Annotated in this window: 15 protein-coding genes and 1 riboswitch; of the genes, 5 read left to right on the top strand and 10 right to left on the bottom strand. The window is 66.5% G+C overall.

Features of this window, described 5'->3' with window-relative positions; all coding sequences use genetic code 11:
• Positions 1-140 precede the first annotated feature (140 nt).
• The 7 genes from cobO to ShzoTeo12_RS08700 form a co-directional block, all read right to left on the bottom strand.
• Positions 141-782 (bottom strand): cob(I)yrinic acid a,c-diamide adenosyltransferase, encoded by a 642-nt coding sequence (gene cobO / locus ShzoTeo12_RS08670; RefSeq protein WP_119256107.1) that lies wholly within the window; start codon positions 780-782, stop codon positions 141-143.
• A 1-nt stretch (position 783) separates the two neighbouring features.
• Positions 784-1,170, bottom strand: coding sequence for a GFA family protein (locus ShzoTeo12_RS08675; RefSeq protein ID WP_318912421.1), 387 nt, complete (start codon positions 1,168-1,170; stop codon positions 784-786).
• On the bottom strand, positions 1,170-5,066 hold the full coding sequence (gene cobN / locus ShzoTeo12_RS08680; RefSeq protein WP_318912254.1) for a cobaltochelatase subunit CobN: 3,897 nt from the start codon (positions 5,064-5,066) through the stop codon (positions 1,170-1,172). The genes ShzoTeo12_RS08675 and cobN overlap by 1 nt, the downstream gene beginning before the upstream one ends.
• A gap of 252 nt (positions 5,067-5,318) precedes the next feature.
• Complete coding sequence (gene cobW, locus ShzoTeo12_RS08685; protein WP_318912255.1) at positions 5,319-6,368, bottom strand: cobalamin biosynthesis protein CobW; 1,050 nt, start codon at positions 6,366-6,368, stop codon at positions 5,319-5,321.
• Between the two features lie 3 nt (positions 6,369-6,371).
• A complete protein-coding gene (gene cobU, locus ShzoTeo12_RS08690; protein ID WP_318912257.1) occupies positions 6,372-6,896 on the bottom strand; it encodes a bifunctional adenosylcobinamide kinase/adenosylcobinamide-phosphate guanylyltransferase in 525 nt (174 codons plus the stop codon).
• Positions 6,897-7,077: 181 nt separating this feature from the next.
• A riboswitch (cobalamin riboswitch) is annotated at positions 7,078-7,441 on the bottom strand.
• Between the two features lie 62 nt (positions 7,442-7,503).
• Positions 7,504-9,372, bottom strand: coding sequence for a peptidoglycan-binding domain-containing protein (locus ShzoTeo12_RS08695; protein WP_318912259.1), 1,869 nt, complete (start codon positions 9,370-9,372; stop codon positions 7,504-7,506).
• A gap of 148 nt (positions 9,373-9,520) precedes the next feature.
• Positions 9,521-10,984: a cobyric acid synthase gene (locus ShzoTeo12_RS08700; RefSeq protein WP_318912261.1), complete on the bottom strand. Its 1,464-nt coding sequence runs from the start codon at positions 10,982-10,984 to the stop codon at positions 9,521-9,523.
• Between the two features lie 245 nt (positions 10,985-11,229).
• Here ShzoTeo12_RS08700 and ShzoTeo12_RS08705 point away from each other — a divergent pair, with 245 nt between their 5' ends.
• From ShzoTeo12_RS08705 to ShzoTeo12_RS08715, 3 genes are all read left to right on the top strand, one after another.
• A complete protein-coding gene (locus ShzoTeo12_RS08705) occupies positions 11,230-11,373 on the top strand; it encodes a hypothetical protein (protein WP_162911322.1) in 144 nt (47 codons plus the stop codon).
• 597 nt (positions 11,374-11,970) lie between these two features.
• The gene (locus tag ShzoTeo12_RS08710) at positions 11,971-12,969 is read left to right on the top strand and encodes a glycine betaine ABC transporter substrate-binding protein (protein WP_318912262.1); all 999 of its coding nucleotides are present in this window, start codon (positions 11,971-11,973) and stop codon (positions 12,967-12,969) included.
• A 390-nt stretch (positions 12,970-13,359) separates the two neighbouring features.
• Positions 13,360-14,403, top strand: a complete 1,044-nt coding sequence (locus ShzoTeo12_RS08715) for a glycine betaine/L-proline ABC transporter ATP-binding protein (RefSeq protein WP_318912263.1) — start codon at positions 13,360-13,362, stop codon at positions 14,401-14,403.
• A 73-nt stretch (positions 14,404-14,476) separates the two neighbouring features.
• Here the strand turns inward: ShzoTeo12_RS08715 and ShzoTeo12_RS08720 are convergent, their stop codons facing one another.
• Positions 14,477-15,610 (bottom strand): pyridoxal phosphate-dependent aminotransferase, encoded by a 1,134-nt coding sequence (locus ShzoTeo12_RS08720; protein ID WP_318912265.1) that lies wholly within the window; start codon positions 15,608-15,610, stop codon positions 14,477-14,479.
• On the bottom strand, positions 15,607-16,254 hold the full coding sequence (locus ShzoTeo12_RS08725) for a transcriptional regulator (RefSeq protein ID WP_318912266.1): 648 nt from the start codon (positions 16,252-16,254) through the stop codon (positions 15,607-15,609). Before ShzoTeo12_RS08725 ends, ShzoTeo12_RS08720 begins: the two co-directional genes overlap by 4 nt.
• Before the next feature lie 127 nt (positions 16,255-16,381).
• On the opposite strand from ShzoTeo12_RS08725, the gene ShzoTeo12_RS08730 reads away from it, so the two are divergent.
• Positions 16,382-16,729, top strand: coding sequence for a hypothetical protein (locus ShzoTeo12_RS08730; RefSeq protein WP_318912268.1), 348 nt, complete (start codon positions 16,382-16,384; stop codon positions 16,727-16,729).
• Here the strand turns inward: ShzoTeo12_RS08730 and ShzoTeo12_RS08735 are convergent.
• The gene (locus tag ShzoTeo12_RS08735) at positions 16,714-17,598 is read right to left on the bottom strand and encodes a LysR family transcriptional regulator (RefSeq protein WP_318912270.1); all 885 of its coding nucleotides are present in this window, start codon (positions 17,596-17,598) and stop codon (positions 16,714-16,716) included. The two genes, ShzoTeo12_RS08730 and ShzoTeo12_RS08735, sit on opposite strands and share 16 nt — an antisense overlap.
• Positions 17,599-17,698: 100 nt before the next feature.
• On the opposite strand from ShzoTeo12_RS08735, the gene ShzoTeo12_RS08740 reads away from it, so the two are divergent.
• Positions 17,699-18,004 (top strand): hypothetical protein, encoded by a 306-nt coding sequence (locus ShzoTeo12_RS08740; protein WP_318912271.1) that lies wholly within the window; start codon positions 17,699-17,701, stop codon positions 18,002-18,004.
• Positions 18,005-18,311: the final 307 nt, after the last annotated feature.

Here is an 18,311-nt window from a genome sequence, read left to right on the forward strand (position 1 = left end):
TCCCCGCAAGCGGGGCGAGGAGCGCTGGGCTCATCGTTTTCCTCCACTTGATCGTAAGGAGGAAAACGGTGCAGCATATCCCCTTCTCCCCGCCTGCGGGGAGAAGGTCCCGGCAGGGGGATGAGGGGCAAGACCGTCCCTCAGTACTCCACGCCCTGCTGCGCCTTGATGCCCGAGCGGAACGGGTGCTTCAGGAGCTCCATCTCGGTGGCAAGATCGGCGATCTCGATCAGTTCTTCCTTGGCGTTGCGGCCCGTCAGCACGACATGGGTCATGTAGGGCTTCTCGGTCTTCAGGAAGTCGACGACCTCCCTGATATCGATATAATCGTAGCGCAGCGCGATGTTGATCTCGTCGAGCAGCACCATGGAATTGCGCTCGTCGCGAATGAGTTCCTTGGCCTTTTCCCACGCCTTCTGCGCCATCGCCACGTCGCGGGCGCGGTCCTGCGTTTCCCAGGTGAAGCCCTCGCCGAGCGTGAAGAACTGGCAGAGATCGGCAAAATGCGCCTCGATCAGGTCGCGCTCGCCCGTCACCATCGCGCCCTTGATGAACTGCACGACGGCGCAGGGCTTCCCGTGGGCGATGTGACGGAAGATCATGCCGAAGCCGGCGGTCGACTTGCCCTTGCCCTTGCCGGTATGGACGATGACGAGGCCCTTCTCGTCCGTCTTGGTCGCCATGATCTTCTCACGCGCCTGCTTCTTCTTCGCCATCTTCTCCGAATGGCGGGCAAGCTCGGCTTCGCTCATGCCGGCGGTTTCGTCGTGGTTGTCTGTCATGTCAGCCTTCCCGTTTCGGCAGGTCGTCCTGGCAATGCAGCCAGGAAACCCGCTCGTTCCAAAACCCGTGCTGGGTGATTTCGACGCCCGCCGCATCGTCCAGCGAGGCGACGTAGAGATCGACGATGCCGGGCCGCTTCTCGCTCTCGTAGCTCATCGGCGAGCCGCAATTGCCGCAGAAGCCGCGCCGCACACCGGGCGAGGATGCGTAGTGCCGCAGCGTCCCGCCCTTGAACGCGACATCGCCCGCCGCCACGCAAAAGAAGGTCGTGACCGGCGAGGACGTGGCGCGCCGGCAACTCTCGCAATGGCAATGGCCCGTGCTGACGATATCGCCGGAAACGGAAAACGTCAGCGAACGGCAAAGGCAGCGGCCGGCAAGGTTCATCACGACGCCCTCCTCTTTCCCAGCATGGCGAGCTCATAGCGCGCCGAGTTGGAGCGCGGCGTCCAGAGGCCACGGTCGATCGCCTCGGCAAAGCGCGCCGCCATCTCGGCGAGCGCCGCCGGGTTCTTTTCCGCAAGGAAATCGCGCACGCGCGGATCCTGCACATAGGCCTGGTAGGCGGCCTCGAAATGATGATCCTTCACCGCGCCGGTCGTCGCCGCGAAGGCGAACATGAAATCGACCGTCGCGGCGATCTCGAAGGCGCCCTTGTAGCCATGGCGCATGACGCCGTCGATCCACTTGGGATTGACAACGCGGGCGCGCACGACGCGGCCGATCTCGTCCTCCAGCGTGCGCACGACGGGTCTTTCCGGGCGCGACAGGTCGTTGTGATAGACGACGGGCTGCTGGCCGGAAAGGTGCTCGGCGGCCGCCGCCATGCCGCCCTCGAACTGGTAGTATTCGTCGCTGTCGAGGAGGTCGTGCTCGCGGCTGTCCTGGTTCTGGATGACCGCCTGAAGGCTCTTCATGCGCGCCTCCAGCCGCGCGCGCATCGGCACGCCGTCGCCTGCGCCGTCATAGGCATGCGCGCCCCAGGCGAGCCACGCCTCGGCAAGATCGCCGCGCTCGCTCCACAGCCCCTCGTCCATCATGGTCTGGAGGCCCGCGCCGTAGCCGCCGGATTGCGCGCCGAAGATGCGGAAACCCGCCTGCCTCGCCGCCTCGTCATCGGAAGCCCCCTTCGCCGCCAGCGCCGCCGCCTCGGCGCGCATGCGCGCGGCGATGGGATTGTCCGCATCATCCTCTTCCAGCGCGCCGACAGCGCGCACGGCGCGGTCGAAGAGCGCGATCTGCTCCGGGAAGGCATCGCGGAAGAAGCCGGAAATGCGCAAAGTCACGTCGACGCGCGGATGGCGGAGTGTGGCGGGCGGGATGATCTCGAAGCCGGTGACGCGGCGGGAGGCCATGTCCCAGGTCGGCTTGACACCGATCAACGCCATCGCCTGGGCGATATCGTCGCCGCCGGTGCGCATGTTGGAGGTGCCCCAGGCGGTGATGCCGAAGGAGGTGGGCCATTCGCCGTGGTCCTGCGCATAGCGCGTGATGATCAGCTCGGCGGATCTGCGACCGAGCTCCCAGGCGGCGGGCGTCGGCACGGCGCGGCTGTCGACGGAATAGAAGTTGCGCCCTGTCGGCAGCACGTCAGGCCGCCCACGCGTCGGCGCGCCGGAGGGGCCGGGTTCGACGAAGCGCCCGTCGAGGCCGCGCATCAGCGCCGAAATCTCCGCCGGGCCGCAGGCGGCGATGGCGGGGCGGATGGTCGTGTCGATGGTGTCGAGGACGGCGCGGGTAGCCTGCCAGCCGTCCGGGCAAGGCAGCGTGCCGTCCACCAGCCTTGCCGCCAGAAGCTCGATACGCTCCACCGTGTCGCCATTGCTGCGCCAGGGGGCGTCGGACTGGGAGGCGAGGATGTCGGTGCGCGGCCCGGTCCACGGGTCGGAGGCGATGCAGTCGAGGGGATCGAAGCGGGGCGCCACCGCAAACGCATCCGCCGCGATCGCTCGCTGAAGGCTCGCCTCGCCCCCTTCACCCAATCCACGCGGCACCCGGGCAAGCGCCACCGTCAGGTCGGTGAGCAAACGCCCCTCCGGCGAGACGCCGAAGACATGCAGCCCATCGCGGATCTGCATTTCCTTGAGGTCGCAGAGATAGGCGTCGAGCTTCTGCAGCGCCGCCGCCTCGCCATCGGACCTGGCGATGCCGGCATCACTGTCGAGACCGATATCGCGCACCAGATCGAGGATCTGCTTCGAGAGCAGCCTGATGCGCCGGGGATCGCCACCGGAGGCGTCGTAATATTCGTCGACCAGCGCTTCGAGGTCCTTGAGCGGGCCGTAGGTCTCGGCGCGCGTCAGCGGCGGCGTCAGGTGGTCGACGATGACGGCGGCGGAGCGGCGCTTGGCCTGCGTGCCCTCGCCGGGATCGTTGACGATGAAGGGATAGAGATGTGGCACCGGGCCGAGCACGGCTTCGGGATAGCAGGTCTCCGACAGCGCCAGCGCCTTGCCCGGCAGCCATTCGAGATTGCCGTGCTTGCCCATGTGCACGATGGCATGCGCGCCGTAGTGCTGGCGCAGGAAGGCGTAGAAAGCGAGATAACCGTGCGGCGGCACGAGGTCCGGCGAATGGTAGCTTTCCTTCGGATCGATATTGTAGCCCCGCGCCGGCTGGATGCCGACCAGCGTCCCGCCGAAACGGGCAAGCGGCAGGGCGAAGACATCGCCGGTGACGAAGGGATCGTCCTCCGGCTCGCCCCAGCGGCCCGTCATCTCCTCCTGAACCACTTTCGGAAGCGAAGAGAAGAAGGTCTTGTAGTGATTCAGCGAAAGCGTCTCGCGAATTTCTCGCCCGTCGCGCGCCGCATTGGTCGGGCCGGCCATGAGATGAGCGATCAGCGCATCGCCGTCCTCGGGCAGGTCGGCAACCGCGTAACCTTCCGCCGCCATGGCGCGCAGCACCTCCATTGTGCCGGCCGGCGTGTCGAGGCCGACGCCGTTGCCGAGGCGGCCGTCGCGGTTCGGATAATTCGCCATGACGAGGGCGATGTGGCGCTCCGCCGGCCTTGCCCGCCGCAGCCGCGCCCAGCCGGCGGCGAGTTTCGCCACGAAACGGATGCGATCCTCCACCGGATCGAGGCTGACAATATTGGTCTCGACCCGCTCGTCATAGCGCGCCGCCGCCTTGAAGGAAACGGCGCGGGAAAGCGCGCGGCCATCGACCTCCGGTAGGGAAACGTTCATGCCAAGATCGCGCGCCGTCAGCCCCTGCCCCGACGCCTCCCAGGCTTCGCGCGAGGAGCCGGAGAAAATGACCTGGAGAACCGGCGCGCCGGTCTCGTCGAGCACCGTAGGCTTGCGGCCCGCGCCGGGGGCGGAGACAGCGAAGCTGGTAGCATTGAGGACGATGTCCGGCCGGACCTCAGCGAAGGCGGCGCGGACCGCCTCGATGGAGGCGGCTTCCTTAAGGCTGGAGACGAAAAGCGGTAGAGCACGGATGCCCTCGGCCGCCAGCGCCTCGATCAGCATCTCGACGGGGCGCGTCTCGCCGCTCTGGACATAGGCGCGGTAGAAGCAGACGGCGGCGGTTGGGATACCCCCCTCTGGCCTGCCGGCCATCTCCCCCACAAGGGGGGAGATTGGCAGGCGGCACGCATTTGCTTCCGTAGAAGCGCCTGAATTCCGGGAAACCGTTCCTCCATCGATCTCCCCCCTTGTGGGGGAGATGGCCGGCAGGCCAGAGGGGGGTGAAACGCCGGCAACCTGCCGCCACGTCCCGATATCGATAACACCCTGCCCCGGCCACCAGATGCCGGCCTTGTCCAGCGGCGTCGCCGGTTCCGGCTTTTCGCCGCCGAAGACCACGGCATCCGCATAGGCGAGGAAGCGATCCGCGTTCTCCGCGCCGCCCTCGTTGAGATAGGCCCAGAGCCGCTGGCGGTCCTCGTCGTCGATGCGGTTGAAGGGGATCAGGCCGTCGTCCGGCCGGTCGTCGCCCGGCAGCGCGACGAGCTTGACACCATTGGCGACGGCGGTCGCCAGAAGAGCTTCCAGCACGTAGCGGAAATAGCTGGCTCCGCCGAGGGCGCGGATGACGATGAGTTTGGCATGCCGAGCCGTGCGCTCGACATAGGTATCGACCGACATCGGATGCGACAGCGTGGCGAGGCTTGCGAGGCGAAGGCGCGTATCGCCGCCCCGCGCACGGTGGGTGGCGGCGATGGTGGCGAGTTCCGTGTCGGCGGCGGAGAGGAAGAGGATATCGCCCGGCGTCTGGCCGAGGTCGATGGCCTCCTTGCCGTCAGCGATGGTGCCTTTCTGGGCTAGCAGGAGGTGCATGCGGCGCCTCCTGTTCTGTGGCGTACCGTGCCGGTGGATCCTCGGGCCGAGCCCGAGGATGACGGAGAGGAGGACAGATCATGGAGCCTGTCGACCGGTGCGGCATGCGGAACCGTTGCTGCTAGCAACCATCCCTTCCTTCTATCGTCATCCTCGGGCTCGACCCGAGGATCCACCGGCACGGCAGGCCGAAAATGGCCCTGCCGAACCCGACGCACCGAAGAGAGGAACCACAGCACGCTCATGCCGAAATCACGCCGCCGCCGCGATGGCGGCGCGGACGGCTTGCTCGTCCATGTCGTGCAGGCCGATGACGACGAGGCGGGTGCCGCGCGCCTCGCCGGGCGCCCAGGCGCGCTCGAAATAGCTGTCGATGCGGCTGCCCACGGCCTGGACGAGCAGGCGCAGCGGCTTGCCGAGAACGTCCGCGAAACCCTTGAGACGCAGCACGTCATGCTCGGCGATCACGCCCTTGAGGCGCTCGATGAAGGCGGCCGGATCGGCGACGGCGCCGAGCTCGACGACGAAGCTGTCGAACTCGTCGTGGTCGTGCTCCTCGCCGTTCTCGTGCTCCAGCTCGTGGTGCGACTTGCGGTTGGCGATATCGTCCTCCGTGCCGACGCCGAGGCCGAGCAGCACGGCGGCGGCGACCTCGCCGTTCCGCGCCTCGATCATCGAGGGCTTGCGGGCGATGCGCGAGGCGACTTCGTCGCGCACGGCCTGAAGGCCGGCGGCATCGATGAGGTCCGTCTTGTTGAGGACGATGAGGTCGGCGGCGGTGAGCTGGTCCTCGAAGAGTTCCTCCAGCGGGCTTTCATGGTCGAGATTTTCGTCCGTGACGCGCAGCGCATCCACCTTGTCGTGATCGTCGGCGAAGCGGCCGGCGGCGACGGCGGCGCTGTCGACCACCGTGATCACGCCGTCCACCGTCACCTGCGTCTTGATCTCCGGCCAGTTGAAGGCCGCGACGAGCGGCTGCGGCAGGGCGAGGCCCGAGGTCTCGATGACGATGTGGTCCGGACGGTTCTCGCGCTCCAGCAGCTTCGCCATGGTGGGGATGAAATCGTCGGCGACGGTGCAGCAGATGCAGCCGTTGGTGAGCTCGATGATGTCGTCTTCGGTGCAGGCCTCCGCGCCGCAGCCCTTCAGCACATCACCGTCGATGCCGAGGTCGCCGAATTCGTTGATAATGAGCGCGATGCGTTTTCCCCCGGCATTCTGCAGGAGGTTGCGGATCATCGTCGTCTTGCCCGCGCCGAGGAAGCCGGTGATGACGGTGGCGGGGATTTTCTGTTGCAGCATGGCTCAACCCTTCATTTTCAGCGGCAGTCCGGCCGCGATAAAATAGACTTCAGGCACGAGGGCGGCCACCTGCTGGTGCAGCCGCCCGGCATGGTCGCGGAATTCGCGCGCCATGCGGTTTTCCGGCACGATGCCGAGACCGACCTCGTTCGACACGAGGACCAGCCGGCCGGGTACGGCAGCGATCGCGGCGAGAAGGCCGGCGAATTCGGCGGGAATGTCGCGCTCCTCCAGCATCAGGTTCGTGACCCAGAGCGTCAGGCAATCGACGAGCACCGCGCGGTCTTCCCGCGCCACCTCGGCGATGCGCGCGGCAAGGGCCAGCGGCTCCTCATGCGTCCACCAACCGCCGCCGCGGTCTTCCCTGTGTTTCGCGATGCGCTGGCGCATCTCGTCGTCGAAGGCACGGCCGGTGGCGATGTAATGGCGTTCGAGGCCGGTCCCGGCGACCAGCCTTTCGGCGAATGCGGATTTTCCCGAACGCGCTCCGCCAAGCACGAGCACGGCTCCGCTTTCAGGAACCGTCATCGTCCGGCTTTCCGGAAATTCATGTCGAAAGTGACCGCCATCGCGGCGGCCTCAGGCGGGCGCGATGGCAGGAGGCGCACACGCGGCCCCGGCCGGACCGGCCCGGAGCCAAAGGGATGATGTGGATAGCGCCATGACAACCTCCGTTCAGGCACAGGGGAAAAACTCCCCGGATCGGGCGACATGCCCTCTGTCGGATGGCAGGTTTCCTGGCTCGCGGCGTCAGGTGCCGAGGCACCGGCGGAACGCTCTCACCTTCCCGGGCAGGCTTTGCGAAAGGCGGACGATTCGTAGAGATAGAGGCGTCCAACCCCGGCTTATCGCAGTGCAGCCCAGTGGCTTTTCCGATGGTTCGCCGGCGCCTTGCCCGGGGTGGCACCATGCCGCCCCGCACGCCGTCGGTTCCATCGGCCGATCGTTCCTCGCCACTCTACAGTCGCGGGGTCGGCCGTGATTGCGGCGCCCGGTCTGGGTCCACCGTGTCACGTTCCCTTCTCTCCCGGGCCGGTTTGCGGCCGTCGGGAACCATCCGATGGTCGGATGATTAAGCGTGCCCCGCCGCCAAGTCAATCGAGCGGCGGGCATAAGGAGGTCCTGCGCCCCGGCCTCAATAGCCGGGGATGATCACCACGCCGCCACGGCGATTGTAATAGCCGTCGTCGCGGTAATACGGCCCGTCATAGTAACCGTCGACGGGACCTTCCAGCACGTCGTATTCGCGCTGCCGCTGGTAGCGCCGCTGGCGGGTCTGGCGCGCCTCGGCATATTGCGCGGCCTCGCGCAGCACGCGGTACTGCTGGCGCGTGAGATAGCCGCTGGTGCGATAGCCCGATGCCCCTTGCCAGGCGGAGATCGCCGCGCGGGTGCGCGGACCGAAGACACCGTCGGCACCGTAGGTGTTGTAGCCGAGCGCGCTCAGCCAGCGCTGGGCCTGGGCGCGCAGCGAGCGGTCCATATAGGCCTCGCGCGGATCGACCACGGGCTGCTCCACGGCCTTGCGCTCGGTGTCCGCGGTCGCCGTGCCGGTTTCCGGCCGCTTGGCCTTAGGGAGCGCGGCAAGGCGCTCGCGGGCGTCCGCGAGGAAGCGGCCGTTCGGATAGGCCGCGATATAGGCGCGGAACGCCTTTTCGGAACCGTCGAGCACCGCCTTCTGGAACGTCTCCTCCTCGCGCTTGGCGTCCTCCGCCTTGCGGGCCGCGATATCGCCGTCCTGGCCGCCGGCGGCTTCAGCCTTGCCGGCATTCGCCGCGGCAGCGCCGCCTTCGGCCTGCTTGCGGGCGGCCGCGGCCTCTTCCGCGCGCTTTTCGGCTTCCTTGGCAAGGCGGGCGGCTTCCGCGGCCTTGGCCTCAGCATCCGCCGCCGCTTTCGCGGCCTCGGCCTTCAGGCGCTCCAGTTCGGCCGCCTTCTCATCGGCAAGCTTGCGGGCGGCGGCAGCCTCCTGCTCGATGCGCGCCTTCTCGGCGGCAGCGGCCTTTTCGGCTTCGACGCGCTTCGCCTCGGCGTCCCGGCGGGCGGCAGCTTCCTGCTCGGCGCGGGCCTTTTCGGCCGCAGCGGCCTCCTCGGCCTTCCTGCGGTCCGCCTCGGCCTTGAGGCGCGCGGCTTCCTCCGCCTTCGCCTTGTCGGCGGCAGCCTGCGCTTTCGCCTTCAGGCGCTCGGCCGCGGCCGCCTGCTCTTCGGCAAGCTTGCGGGCCGCGGCTTCCTTCTCCTCGGCTTGAGCCTTCAGGCGGGCAGCCTCCTCGGCGCGGGCCTTTTCCGCGGCAGCGGCTTCAGCCTTCGCCTTTTCGGCAGCGGCGGCCTTCTCTTCGGCGAGCTTGCGGGCGGCGGCCTTCTTCTCCTCAGCCTCGGCCTTCAGGCGGGCAGCCTCCTCGGTGCGGGCCTTTTCCGCGGCGGCGGCTTCGGCTTTCGCCTTTTCGGCAGCGGCCTTTTCTTCGGCGAGCTTGCGTGCGGCGGCCTCTTCCTCGGCCTTCTTCGCCTCGGCTTCCGCCTTCAGGCGCGCGGCCTCGTCGGCGGCCTTCTTCGCTTCCGCCGCCTTGCGGGCCGCTTCGTCCGCTTTCGCCTTCCCGGCTTCGGCAGCCTTCCTGGCCTCATCCGCCTTGCGGGCGTCTTCGGCCTTGCGCGCTTCTTCCTCTGCCTTGGCCTTTTCGGCGGCGGCCGCGTCCTCCGCCTTTGCCTTCGCGGCAGCGTCGTCGGTCGCAGCCTGCGCGTCCTTCGTCTTCGCGGCGGCCTGCAATTCGGCGATGCGCAGCCGCGCCATGGAGGCGAAGGTGCCGGTCGGATATTGCTTCAGGTAGCGCTCGTACTGCGCAAGGTCGTTGCCGGACGAGGCCTTCTGCCAGAAGGAGAACTCCTCCTCCCAGCGCTTTCCGGCGCTCGTGTTTTCCTGGGCGCTTTGGGCGAAGCCGGCGGCCGGAAGACCGGCCAGCGACAGCCCCAGCAGACTGGCCAGAACGGAACGTGCGAGAGGTCCAGAACCCATATATTCACCCTTTCGGATCGCGCGCAGGCGTCGGCACCCGGCATGCCGGGCGGATTTTCGTCACTCCTTGCACCCAATTCTGGCGCAACTTTGGTGCGGCAGGCGGATGCAGAAGGAACCCGATGGCTGTACGTTTCAGACGGCCGGTTTAATCAGCCGCGCCGAGAAGACCTTCGAGCCAGCGGCGGTCGAGGACGACCTCCAGCTCGGCCGCGACGCCATCGAGCGCCGCATCGACACTCGCGCGGTAATCGAACCCGCCGCCCGCGATGCCGAAATCGGCGAGCAGCCGCGCCCGGTAGGCGTCGCTGGAGAGCAGCCCGTGCAGATAAGTGCCCATCACCCGGCCATCGGCAGAGAGCGCGCCGTCCGGCCGCCCGTCGATGCTGACGGCGGGACGCAGCGCATCCGGCCCCGTCGTGCAGCCGAGATGGATCTCGTAGCCTTCCAGCGGCACGTCATATTGCAGCGAACGGGCGGCGCTGTTGCGCACGGTCTTTTCCGGCGCCATTTCCGTCTCGACGGCAAGCAGGCCGAGCCCGGCCACCTCCCGCTCGCCGCCCTCGATGCCGAGCGGATCGGTGACGCGCTCGCCGAGCATCTGGTAGCCGCCGCAGATGCCGATGACGCGGCCGCCGCGCCGCATGTGGAGGGCGAGGTCGCGGTCCCAGCCGGCGGCGCGGAAGGCGCGAAGGTCCGAAATGGTGGATTTCGATCCCGGTAGCACGACGAGGCCGGCATCGGCCGGCAGCGGCTCGCCCGGCCGGACGAAGACGAGATCGACCTGCGGCTCGGCCTTCAGCGGATCGAGATCGTCGAAATTGGCGATGCGCGGCAGGACGGGCACGGCGACCTTCAAGGCCCCCGTCCCGCTCCGCGCAAGCCGTTCCAGCACGACGGAATCCTCCGCCGGCAGCCTGCCGGCCTCCTTCAGCCACGGCACGACGCCGAAGCACGGCCAACCCGTGAAGCGCCCGATCTCGGCGATGCCGCTGTCGAAGAGCGTCACATCCCCGCGGAACTTGTTGATGAGATAGCCGGTGACCATGCGCCGGTCCTCCTCCGGCAGGATGGCATGAGTTCCGACCAGCGAGGCGATGACACCGCCGCGGTCGATATCGCCGACCAGCACGACCGGCACGCCGGCACGCGTGGCAAAGCCCATATTGGCGATATCCCCGGCGCGCAGGTTGATCTCCGCCGGAGAGCCCGCCCCCTCGACGACGACGAGGTCCGCGCCCGCGCAAACCGTTTCGAAGCTTTCCAGCACCGCGCCCATCAGCTTCGGCTTCAGCACCTGATAGCCCCGCCCCTTCGCCTGTCCGAACACCTTGCCCTGCACGACGATCTGGCTGCCGGTCTCCGACTGGGGTTTGAGGAGGACCGGGTTCATGTGGACGGAGGACGGCACGCACGCGGCGAGCGATTGCAGCCATTGGGCGCGGCCGATCTCGCCGCCATCGGCCGACACGGCGGCATTGTTGGACATGTTCTGCGGCTTGAAGGGACGCACCTTCAGCCCGCGGTTGGCGGCGATGCGGCAGAGGCCCGCCACCAATACCGTTTTTCCGACATCGGAGCCGGTGCCCTGCAGCATGATCGTCCTGGTCATGGCGTCCTTCCAACACTCCCTTTTGCCGCCGGAAAAGCCTGATTTACCGCAATATTGCCGCAATCCGGCCATGCCACCCCGGCTTTATTCGCACGGCCCCGCCATGCGTTTCGAGCATGCCTGCCTTGATATCCTGTATGCGACATTTTGCGCCGTCGGCGATGGTGACTTTTCCCGCGTTCGAGCCTATATCCAATATATCGCACAGCCGAGGCAAGTGGCTTCGGGTTTCAAGGATCAAGTCCATGCTGTATATCTTCAGCAAGCCGAATTTCGTTCAGATCGCCTGGAATGGCCAAGCCCCCAGAAGCGAATCCCGCGTGCGCAACGTCGTCATGGACGCGCCGCTCGGCCCGCTCGGCGTCATCCGCACCGGCAACGTCGGCTGATCCCTTCGAGCCACCGTCAGGTCCGCCCGCATCCCGCGTCGCCTTTCCCCGGAAGGCGGCGTTTTTTATTGCCCTGAAATGGCGAAAGCCGTGCATCCCGGAAGGATGCACGGCTTGCCAAAATACGCATGGCGGCTTCGACAAAAACGCATCGAAGCCCAGGCACCCCGGTACGCAAAACCTTTCCGGAGCAGGCGGCGGTGTCCCCCGCCGTGACAACACCAATAGCGGCACATCGTTACCGGACCGTTATCGGGACCTTAAGCAATGGTGAATCGCGAACTTTTTCGGGTGATTTCGAAAAATTCCCGCCCGGCGGGCCGCTGGCGCCATCCTCGGGCCGCTTGCGAGGTGCAGGAGGTTGATTTCTCAATAGGAACCCGTAGGCTTGTCGGGTGACGCACGAAGACGGGCGCCGGCAGCAGGGTTCCGGCGGCAAACATAAAAAGCGCGGCGTCACCGCAACAGGCAGACCGGCTCACCGATAGCGCCGTGCTTTCCTGTCGGGCAAAACGTTCGGGCAGTCGGGACCACGCAGTAACCTGCGCTGCCATCCGGATCGATCGCTGCATGCCGAGACTGGGAGGTCTCCAGCCCATGAAGAAGCTCCTCGCCGCCGCCTTGCTTGCCGCCGGACTCTGCGGCCTTGCCGGTCCGGCCCGGGCGGCGGAATGCGGCGCGGTCTCCATCGCCGAAATGAACTGGGCCTCGGCCGGCATCGCCGCCCATCTCGACAGGTTCATCCTCGAAAAGGGATATGGCTGCACTGTAACCCTGGTGGCGGGCGACACCATGTCGACCTTCACCTCGATGAACGAGAAGGGCGAGCCGGACCTTGCACCCGAAATGTGGGTGAATGCCGTGCGCACGCCGCTCGACAAGGCGATTGCCGAAGGTCGGCTGATGCAGCTTGCCCCTCTCCTTTCCGAAGGCGGCGTCGAGGGCTGGTGGATCCCGAAATTCATCGCGGACGACAATTCGGACATCAGGACGGTGCAGGACGCGCTGAAGCATCCCGAGCTCTTCCCCGATACGCAGGACCCGTCGAAGGCAGCGATCCACAATTGCCCGGCGGGCTGGAACTGCCAGGTCACGACCGACAACCTCTACCGCGCGCTCGGCGCCGACAGGCTCGGCTTCCGCCTCGTCGAGACGGACTCCGCCGCCGGCCTCGATGGCTCCATCGCCGATGCCTTCGAAAAGAAGACCGGCTGGCTCGGCTACTACTGGGCGCCGACCGCGATCCTCGGCAAGTACCAGATGGTCAAGCTCTCCTTCGGCGTCGAATTCGACAAGGCCGAATGGGACAGCTGCACGGCGGTGCCGGCCTGCCCTCATCCAAAGGTCAACTCCTACCCGACCTCGGACGTCTTCACCGTCGCCACGAAGGACTTCGCCGAAAAGGCGGGTGGGGCGATGGACTACATGAAAGTCCGCCAGTGGGACAACGGTACCGTCGCCAAGGTGCTCGCCTGGATGGAGGAGAACCATGCCTCCACGGAAGACGCCGCGAAGTACTTCCTCGAGACCTTCCCGGAGATCTGGACCCCATGGGTCGCGCCCGACATCGCCGGCAAGGTCAAGGCCGCGCTTTGAACACAGCCGCGGGCTCCGATGCGCGTCAGGAAACCGAAGAGGTCGCAAATAGCACAATATGAACCCGCGGTTCATGCAATGAAGAAGAGGCAAGCCGGGAACCATAAGAAGAATATCCCGCGCGCGCCGTTCCGTTCGCAAGGTCATCGCGCCCTGCGGTACGGGGCAGTCACTGCCGGAGAAGAGGGGAAACGGATGGCAGGCCTGCGCGAAGCATCGCCAGACTTACTTTGCAGATTTTCAGCCTTTCGCGACGCCCGCTTCCGCGCGGCGGACATCATCCAAGGACGGATATCCGCGGGCGCTTCGCGCGCGTGGTCATCGCCATCATTTTCGACCGCCGCAGCCATTCCCACGGCGCGCGGCGCCAGAAGCACTGGGAGATAATTCATGGTTAGTCATGCAATCGAGGTCCGCAATCTCTACAAGATCTTCGGGCCGCGCGGCAGCGATTACGTCGACGCCGTGAAGAACGGCCTCGGCAAGGCCGAGCTGAACCAGAAATACGGCCACGTCCTCGGCCTTCGCGACATCAACATCTCCATGCCGGCGGGCGGCATCATGGTGGTCATGGGCCTTTCCGGCTCGGGCAAGTCGACGCTGATCCGCCACATCAACCGCCTGATCGACCCGACGGCCGGCGAAGTGCTCTATGACGGCGTCGACGTCTGTCGGATGAACGAGAGCGACCTGCGCCAGTTCCGCCGCCACAAGACGGCGATGGTCTTCCAGAAATTCGCGCTGCTGCCGCACCGCACCGTTCTGGAAAACACCGTCTATGGCCTGGAGATCCAAGGCGTCGCCGCCGCCGAGCGGGAAAAACGCGCCGGGGAATGGATCGCCCGCGTCGGCCTTGCCGGCTTCGAAAACCACTATCCGAACCAGCTTTCGGGCGGCATGCAGCAGCGCGTCGGCCTTGCCCGCGCGCTGACCAACGACGCCGACATCCTCCTGATGGACGAAGCCTATTCGGCGCTCGACCCGCTGATCCGCGTCGACATGCAGACCGTCCTTCTCGACCTCCAGAAGGAATTGAAGAAGACCGTCGTCTTCATCACCCACGACCTCGACGAGGCGCTCCGCCTCGGCGACAAGATCGCGATCCTGCGCGACGGCATGGTCGTGCAGCAGGGCACCGGGCAGGAAATCGTGCTGAACCCGGCGGACGAATACATCACCGCCTTCGTCAAGGAAGTGAACCGCGGCCGCGTGGTCAATGTCGAGACGATCATGGCGCCGCTTTCCGGCAATCCGGAAGGCATGCCGCTTGCCAAGGGCACCGTGCTCGAAACCGCCGCCCGCGCCATGACCGCCGCCAACCAGACGCTCGCCCATGTGGTGGACGAAGCCGGCCGGCCGATCGGCGCGCTCAGCATCAGCACGATCATCGCCGCCATGGTGACGCAGACGAGCCACGAGACCAAAGCCGCCTGAAGTCCGGGGAATACCGAATACGACAAGGGCGCCGAACGGCGCCCTTTTTCGTTCCGGCGTTCAGCGGTCCGCCTCAGCCCTCGGCCAGGAATTCCCGCCACGCCGCAAGTCCCGCATCGATATTGCGGCGCCCGACGCCGACGCGGAAACGGTCCATCGGCACGGGCAGCAGGTCGGAGACGAAGAGGCTGGAGGGCAGAAGCAGGACGCCCTTCTCCTCGACCAGCCGCCGGCAATGCTCCTCCACGCCGTCCCTGCCGAGATAGCGGGCAAAGGCGACGCAGCCGCCATCGGGCCGCGTCCACTCGTAGCGATCCGGATGGTCGGCGAAGAAGGCGTCGAGCTTTTCCATGTTTTCCGCGCAGAGGGCGCGAAGCCGGGCGAAGATCGTCTCGCGCGCCTTGATCGCGATGCCGGCAAGCACCTCCGAGGGACGCGCGTTGCAGATGGAGAGGTAGTGCTTCATCCTTTCCATGCGCGACAGCAGCGCGCGGTCGCGGCTGGCGATCCAGCCGATGCGCAGGCCCGGCAGGCCGTAGGCCTTCGACATCACGTTGAGCGAAATGCCCTTGTCGAAGAGGTCCGCCGCCTGCGGCAGGCGCTTTGCCGCATCGATCTCCAGCCCGCGATAGACCTCGTCGGAAAAGAGATGGATGCCGCGCTCGGCGCAGAGATCGGCCAGCGCGCGGAAAATATCCTGATCGGCGATCGCGCCTGTCGGATTGTTCGGGAAGTTGACGGCGATGACCTTGGTTTCCGGGCGCAGGGCCGCGCGCAGCTCATCGAGATCGAGCTGCCAGCGGTTCTCCGGCCGCAGCGCGACGCCCGTGACATTGCGGGTGATGGTGACTGGCATCGTCTCCATCGACTGGTAGTTCGGCACGGTGACGATGGCATGGTCGCCCGGCCCGAGCAGGGCCAGCATGGCGCAATAGAGCCCCTCCTCCGCCCCGGCGAAGGTGAGGATATCGGCGTCCGAAAGCGTCTCGTAGGTCGAGGCGATGGTATCGCGCAGCGCCGGCGCGCCCCAGGTCTCGGTATAGCCGAGCGAGACCCGGTCCCAGGCATCGAGGTCTTCGGGGCCGGCGAGCGCCAGCAGGTCCGACATGCGCATGGTCTCGGCGTCACTCGCCGTCATGTGGTGGCGAGCCTTGAATTCCCAGCGCGAGAAATGGGTTTCGAGGCGGAAATCCGGCAGCGTGGTCACGAGATGTTGTCCTTCTTGTTCTGGCGCCGGGCGTCGGCGAGATAGTTGTAGATCGAGGCGCGCGAGGCGCCCATGAGGCCGGCGAGATGATCGACGGCGTTGCGGGTCTGGAACAGGCCGCGCCGGTCGAGCTCGGCGACGAGCGCCACCCGGTCGCCCTTGCGCATCGCCGTCAGGGCTAGACCGCGGGTGCGCAGCCAGTCGTGCAACGCGGTGTTGATCTCCTCCCGCCAGTCGCCGGCAAAGAGCGAGGGCGGCCGCGGCGCGATAGCGCCGGTGAAAGCCGCCAGCAGCTTGGCCGCGGCCTCGAAATGCGAAACGTCCATGTTGATGCACAGAAGGCCGACGGCCTGGCCGAAATCGTCCTTCAGCACCGCCGTCACGGATTTGAGGCGCCGTCCATCCTCGCCGGTCTTTTCATAGGGCCCGTAGACGCCGCCCTCGCCCGCCTGGTCGAGCTCGTCCTCGACAAGTGATTCGGAACCCGGCTTGCGGCCGGAAAAGGCATTCCAGATGCCAGCGATAAGCCCCGTTTCGAGGTCGTGCAGCACGACTTCGGCATGGGGATAGAAGAGCGTGGAGATGGCCGCGGCAGTCGCGGCATGGTGGCGCAGAAGCGCATCGGCATTTGCTGTATCGAACATGGCGACAAACAATCCAATATTGGATGATTTGTCAATATTGGATTTTCAATCCAATTCCGCCTTCCCCGCTTGCGGGCCGGTCGGGTGCGTCCTATTCCCAAGGGGCGAACGATTCCAGGGGGACACCATGAACGCCGATCTTGCAGCCTTTCCGGACCGGGAAACCGTCGCCGACAAGCTTGGCACGCTCGGCGAGGCAGACCAGGCCTATCTCGCCCTCCTGATGGAAAACCCGCAACAGGACGAGAACCTGCTCGAAGGCCTGGACCTCTATCTCAACCGCGCCGCGACCGCCCGCTTCCTCAATTCGCTGAAGCTGGAAAAGCTCGGCGAATGGCTTGGCGAGGCGGCGCCCGCGCGCCTGCAGATAAGGCTCATGGAAGCGGCCCGCTCCAGCCAGCACGCGGCCTACGGCGCCTTCCGCACCGGCCTCACGCGCTCCGGCGGCCTCGAGCGCGCCTATCCGAAAGCCTGATCGCCCGTGGCCGCGAGCGGCCCGAAGGATTTGCGAATCATGTCCGCCATGCCCTCGATGGCCGGCCCGCCGCGGCGCGGATTGCGCTTGAGGATGACGCGGGAGGAATCGATCGGCGGAAAACCGTCCGCGATCGTCAGCTCCCGCGCGCCGGGCGGAATGTTGCTGCGCGAGAGCGGCGCGATGGAGAGCCCGCTGGTCACGGCCGAGCGCAGGCCGCCGCTCGTATCGCAGGTATAGGCGATGCGATAGGGGATGGTGTGCCGCTCGAGCGAGCGGAGCGCAAAGTCCCGGCACCAGCTTGAGCGCCAGTAGACCGCCACCGGCACCGGCCGTTCCACATGCCGGTCATGCGTGACCGAGGCCACCCAGACGGTGGGATCGACCGCCAGCAGTTCGCCCGAGATCCCGTCGCACCAGTCGAAGATGATGGCAAGGTCCAGCTGATCCGCTTCGAGCGCCGCCAATTGCTGCGCGGTATAACCGCAAAGCACCGTCACTTCGATATTGGGATGGATTTCGGCGAAGGCGGCCAGCGCGTTCGGCAGGACCGTCTGGTTGTATTCCTCCGGAATACCGACGCGCACGGGCCCGTCGAGCGGCGCCGTCCGCATGACCGCCGTCGTCTCGTCGACGAGCCCGACGATGCGCCGCGCATAGGGCAGCAGCCGCTTGCCCTCCGGCGTCAGCGAAACGCCGCGCGGACCGCGCTCGAACAGCACGGCGCCGACCGAATCCTCCAGCTTGCGCACCTGCATGCTGACCGCCGACTGGGTCCGCGCCAGCCTTTCCGCCGCATGGGTGACATTACCGGCCTGCGCGACGGCGACGAAGATGCGCAGGAGATCGCTTTCAAGGGGTGGATACATGACGCACCATCGCTTTTCCTGATACCTGCCATCATCGCTATTCGTTTGTGAAATGTCTATCGCCTTGCTTGACTGATGCACAGAACGAAGGGCAACGGCCATGGGCATCCTGAAAAAAGCGCTGGAAAGACTGAGAGAATGGCGTCAACGGCAGGCGGAGCGGGAGGCCTTGCGGCTGCTCGTCGCCCGCAGGGACCGGCGCTTGCTGCGCGATGCCGGACTGAACCTGATCGAGGCGGAAAACGACGTCCTGCGCTGCGAGCCCCTGCCGCAAACGAAGGAAAGGCGCTGGACCGCCCCCCTCATCCGCCTGCTGCCGCCCTCTCCCCGCAAGCGAGACGCAAGGGATGGGGCAAGCGCATCTGCGAGCAAGTCAGGCAAGGAGCGGGAAAAGCCCGCCGCATAATCCTGTCCACCGCGAGCCGCAGGGCTATCGAACGAGTTCGACATTGTCACTTTCCCCTTTCTCCCCTCGGGGAGAGGTGGCCCGAAGGGCCAGATGAGGGTGCGCGGCACGGAAAGACTTTTCTTTTTGCCTCCGGCATCCCCCTCATCCGCCTGCCGGCACCTTTGTAACTTCCCTTTATCCGCGAAAGCCGGTGTATTTGGCATTGCGGTGGCGGATGGCATCCCGCAGCACTTTTGGGACACCAAGCCCGCGGGAGAGCCCGGGTCTCCATCCGCCGTTCCATCGAACCCGAACAGTCGCCAGG

Origin of the sequence: Shinella zoogloeoides (genome assembly GCF_033705735.1) — a bacterium.
GTDB lineage: Bacteria > Pseudomonadota > Alphaproteobacteria > Rhizobiales > Rhizobiaceae > Shinella > Shinella zoogloeoides_A.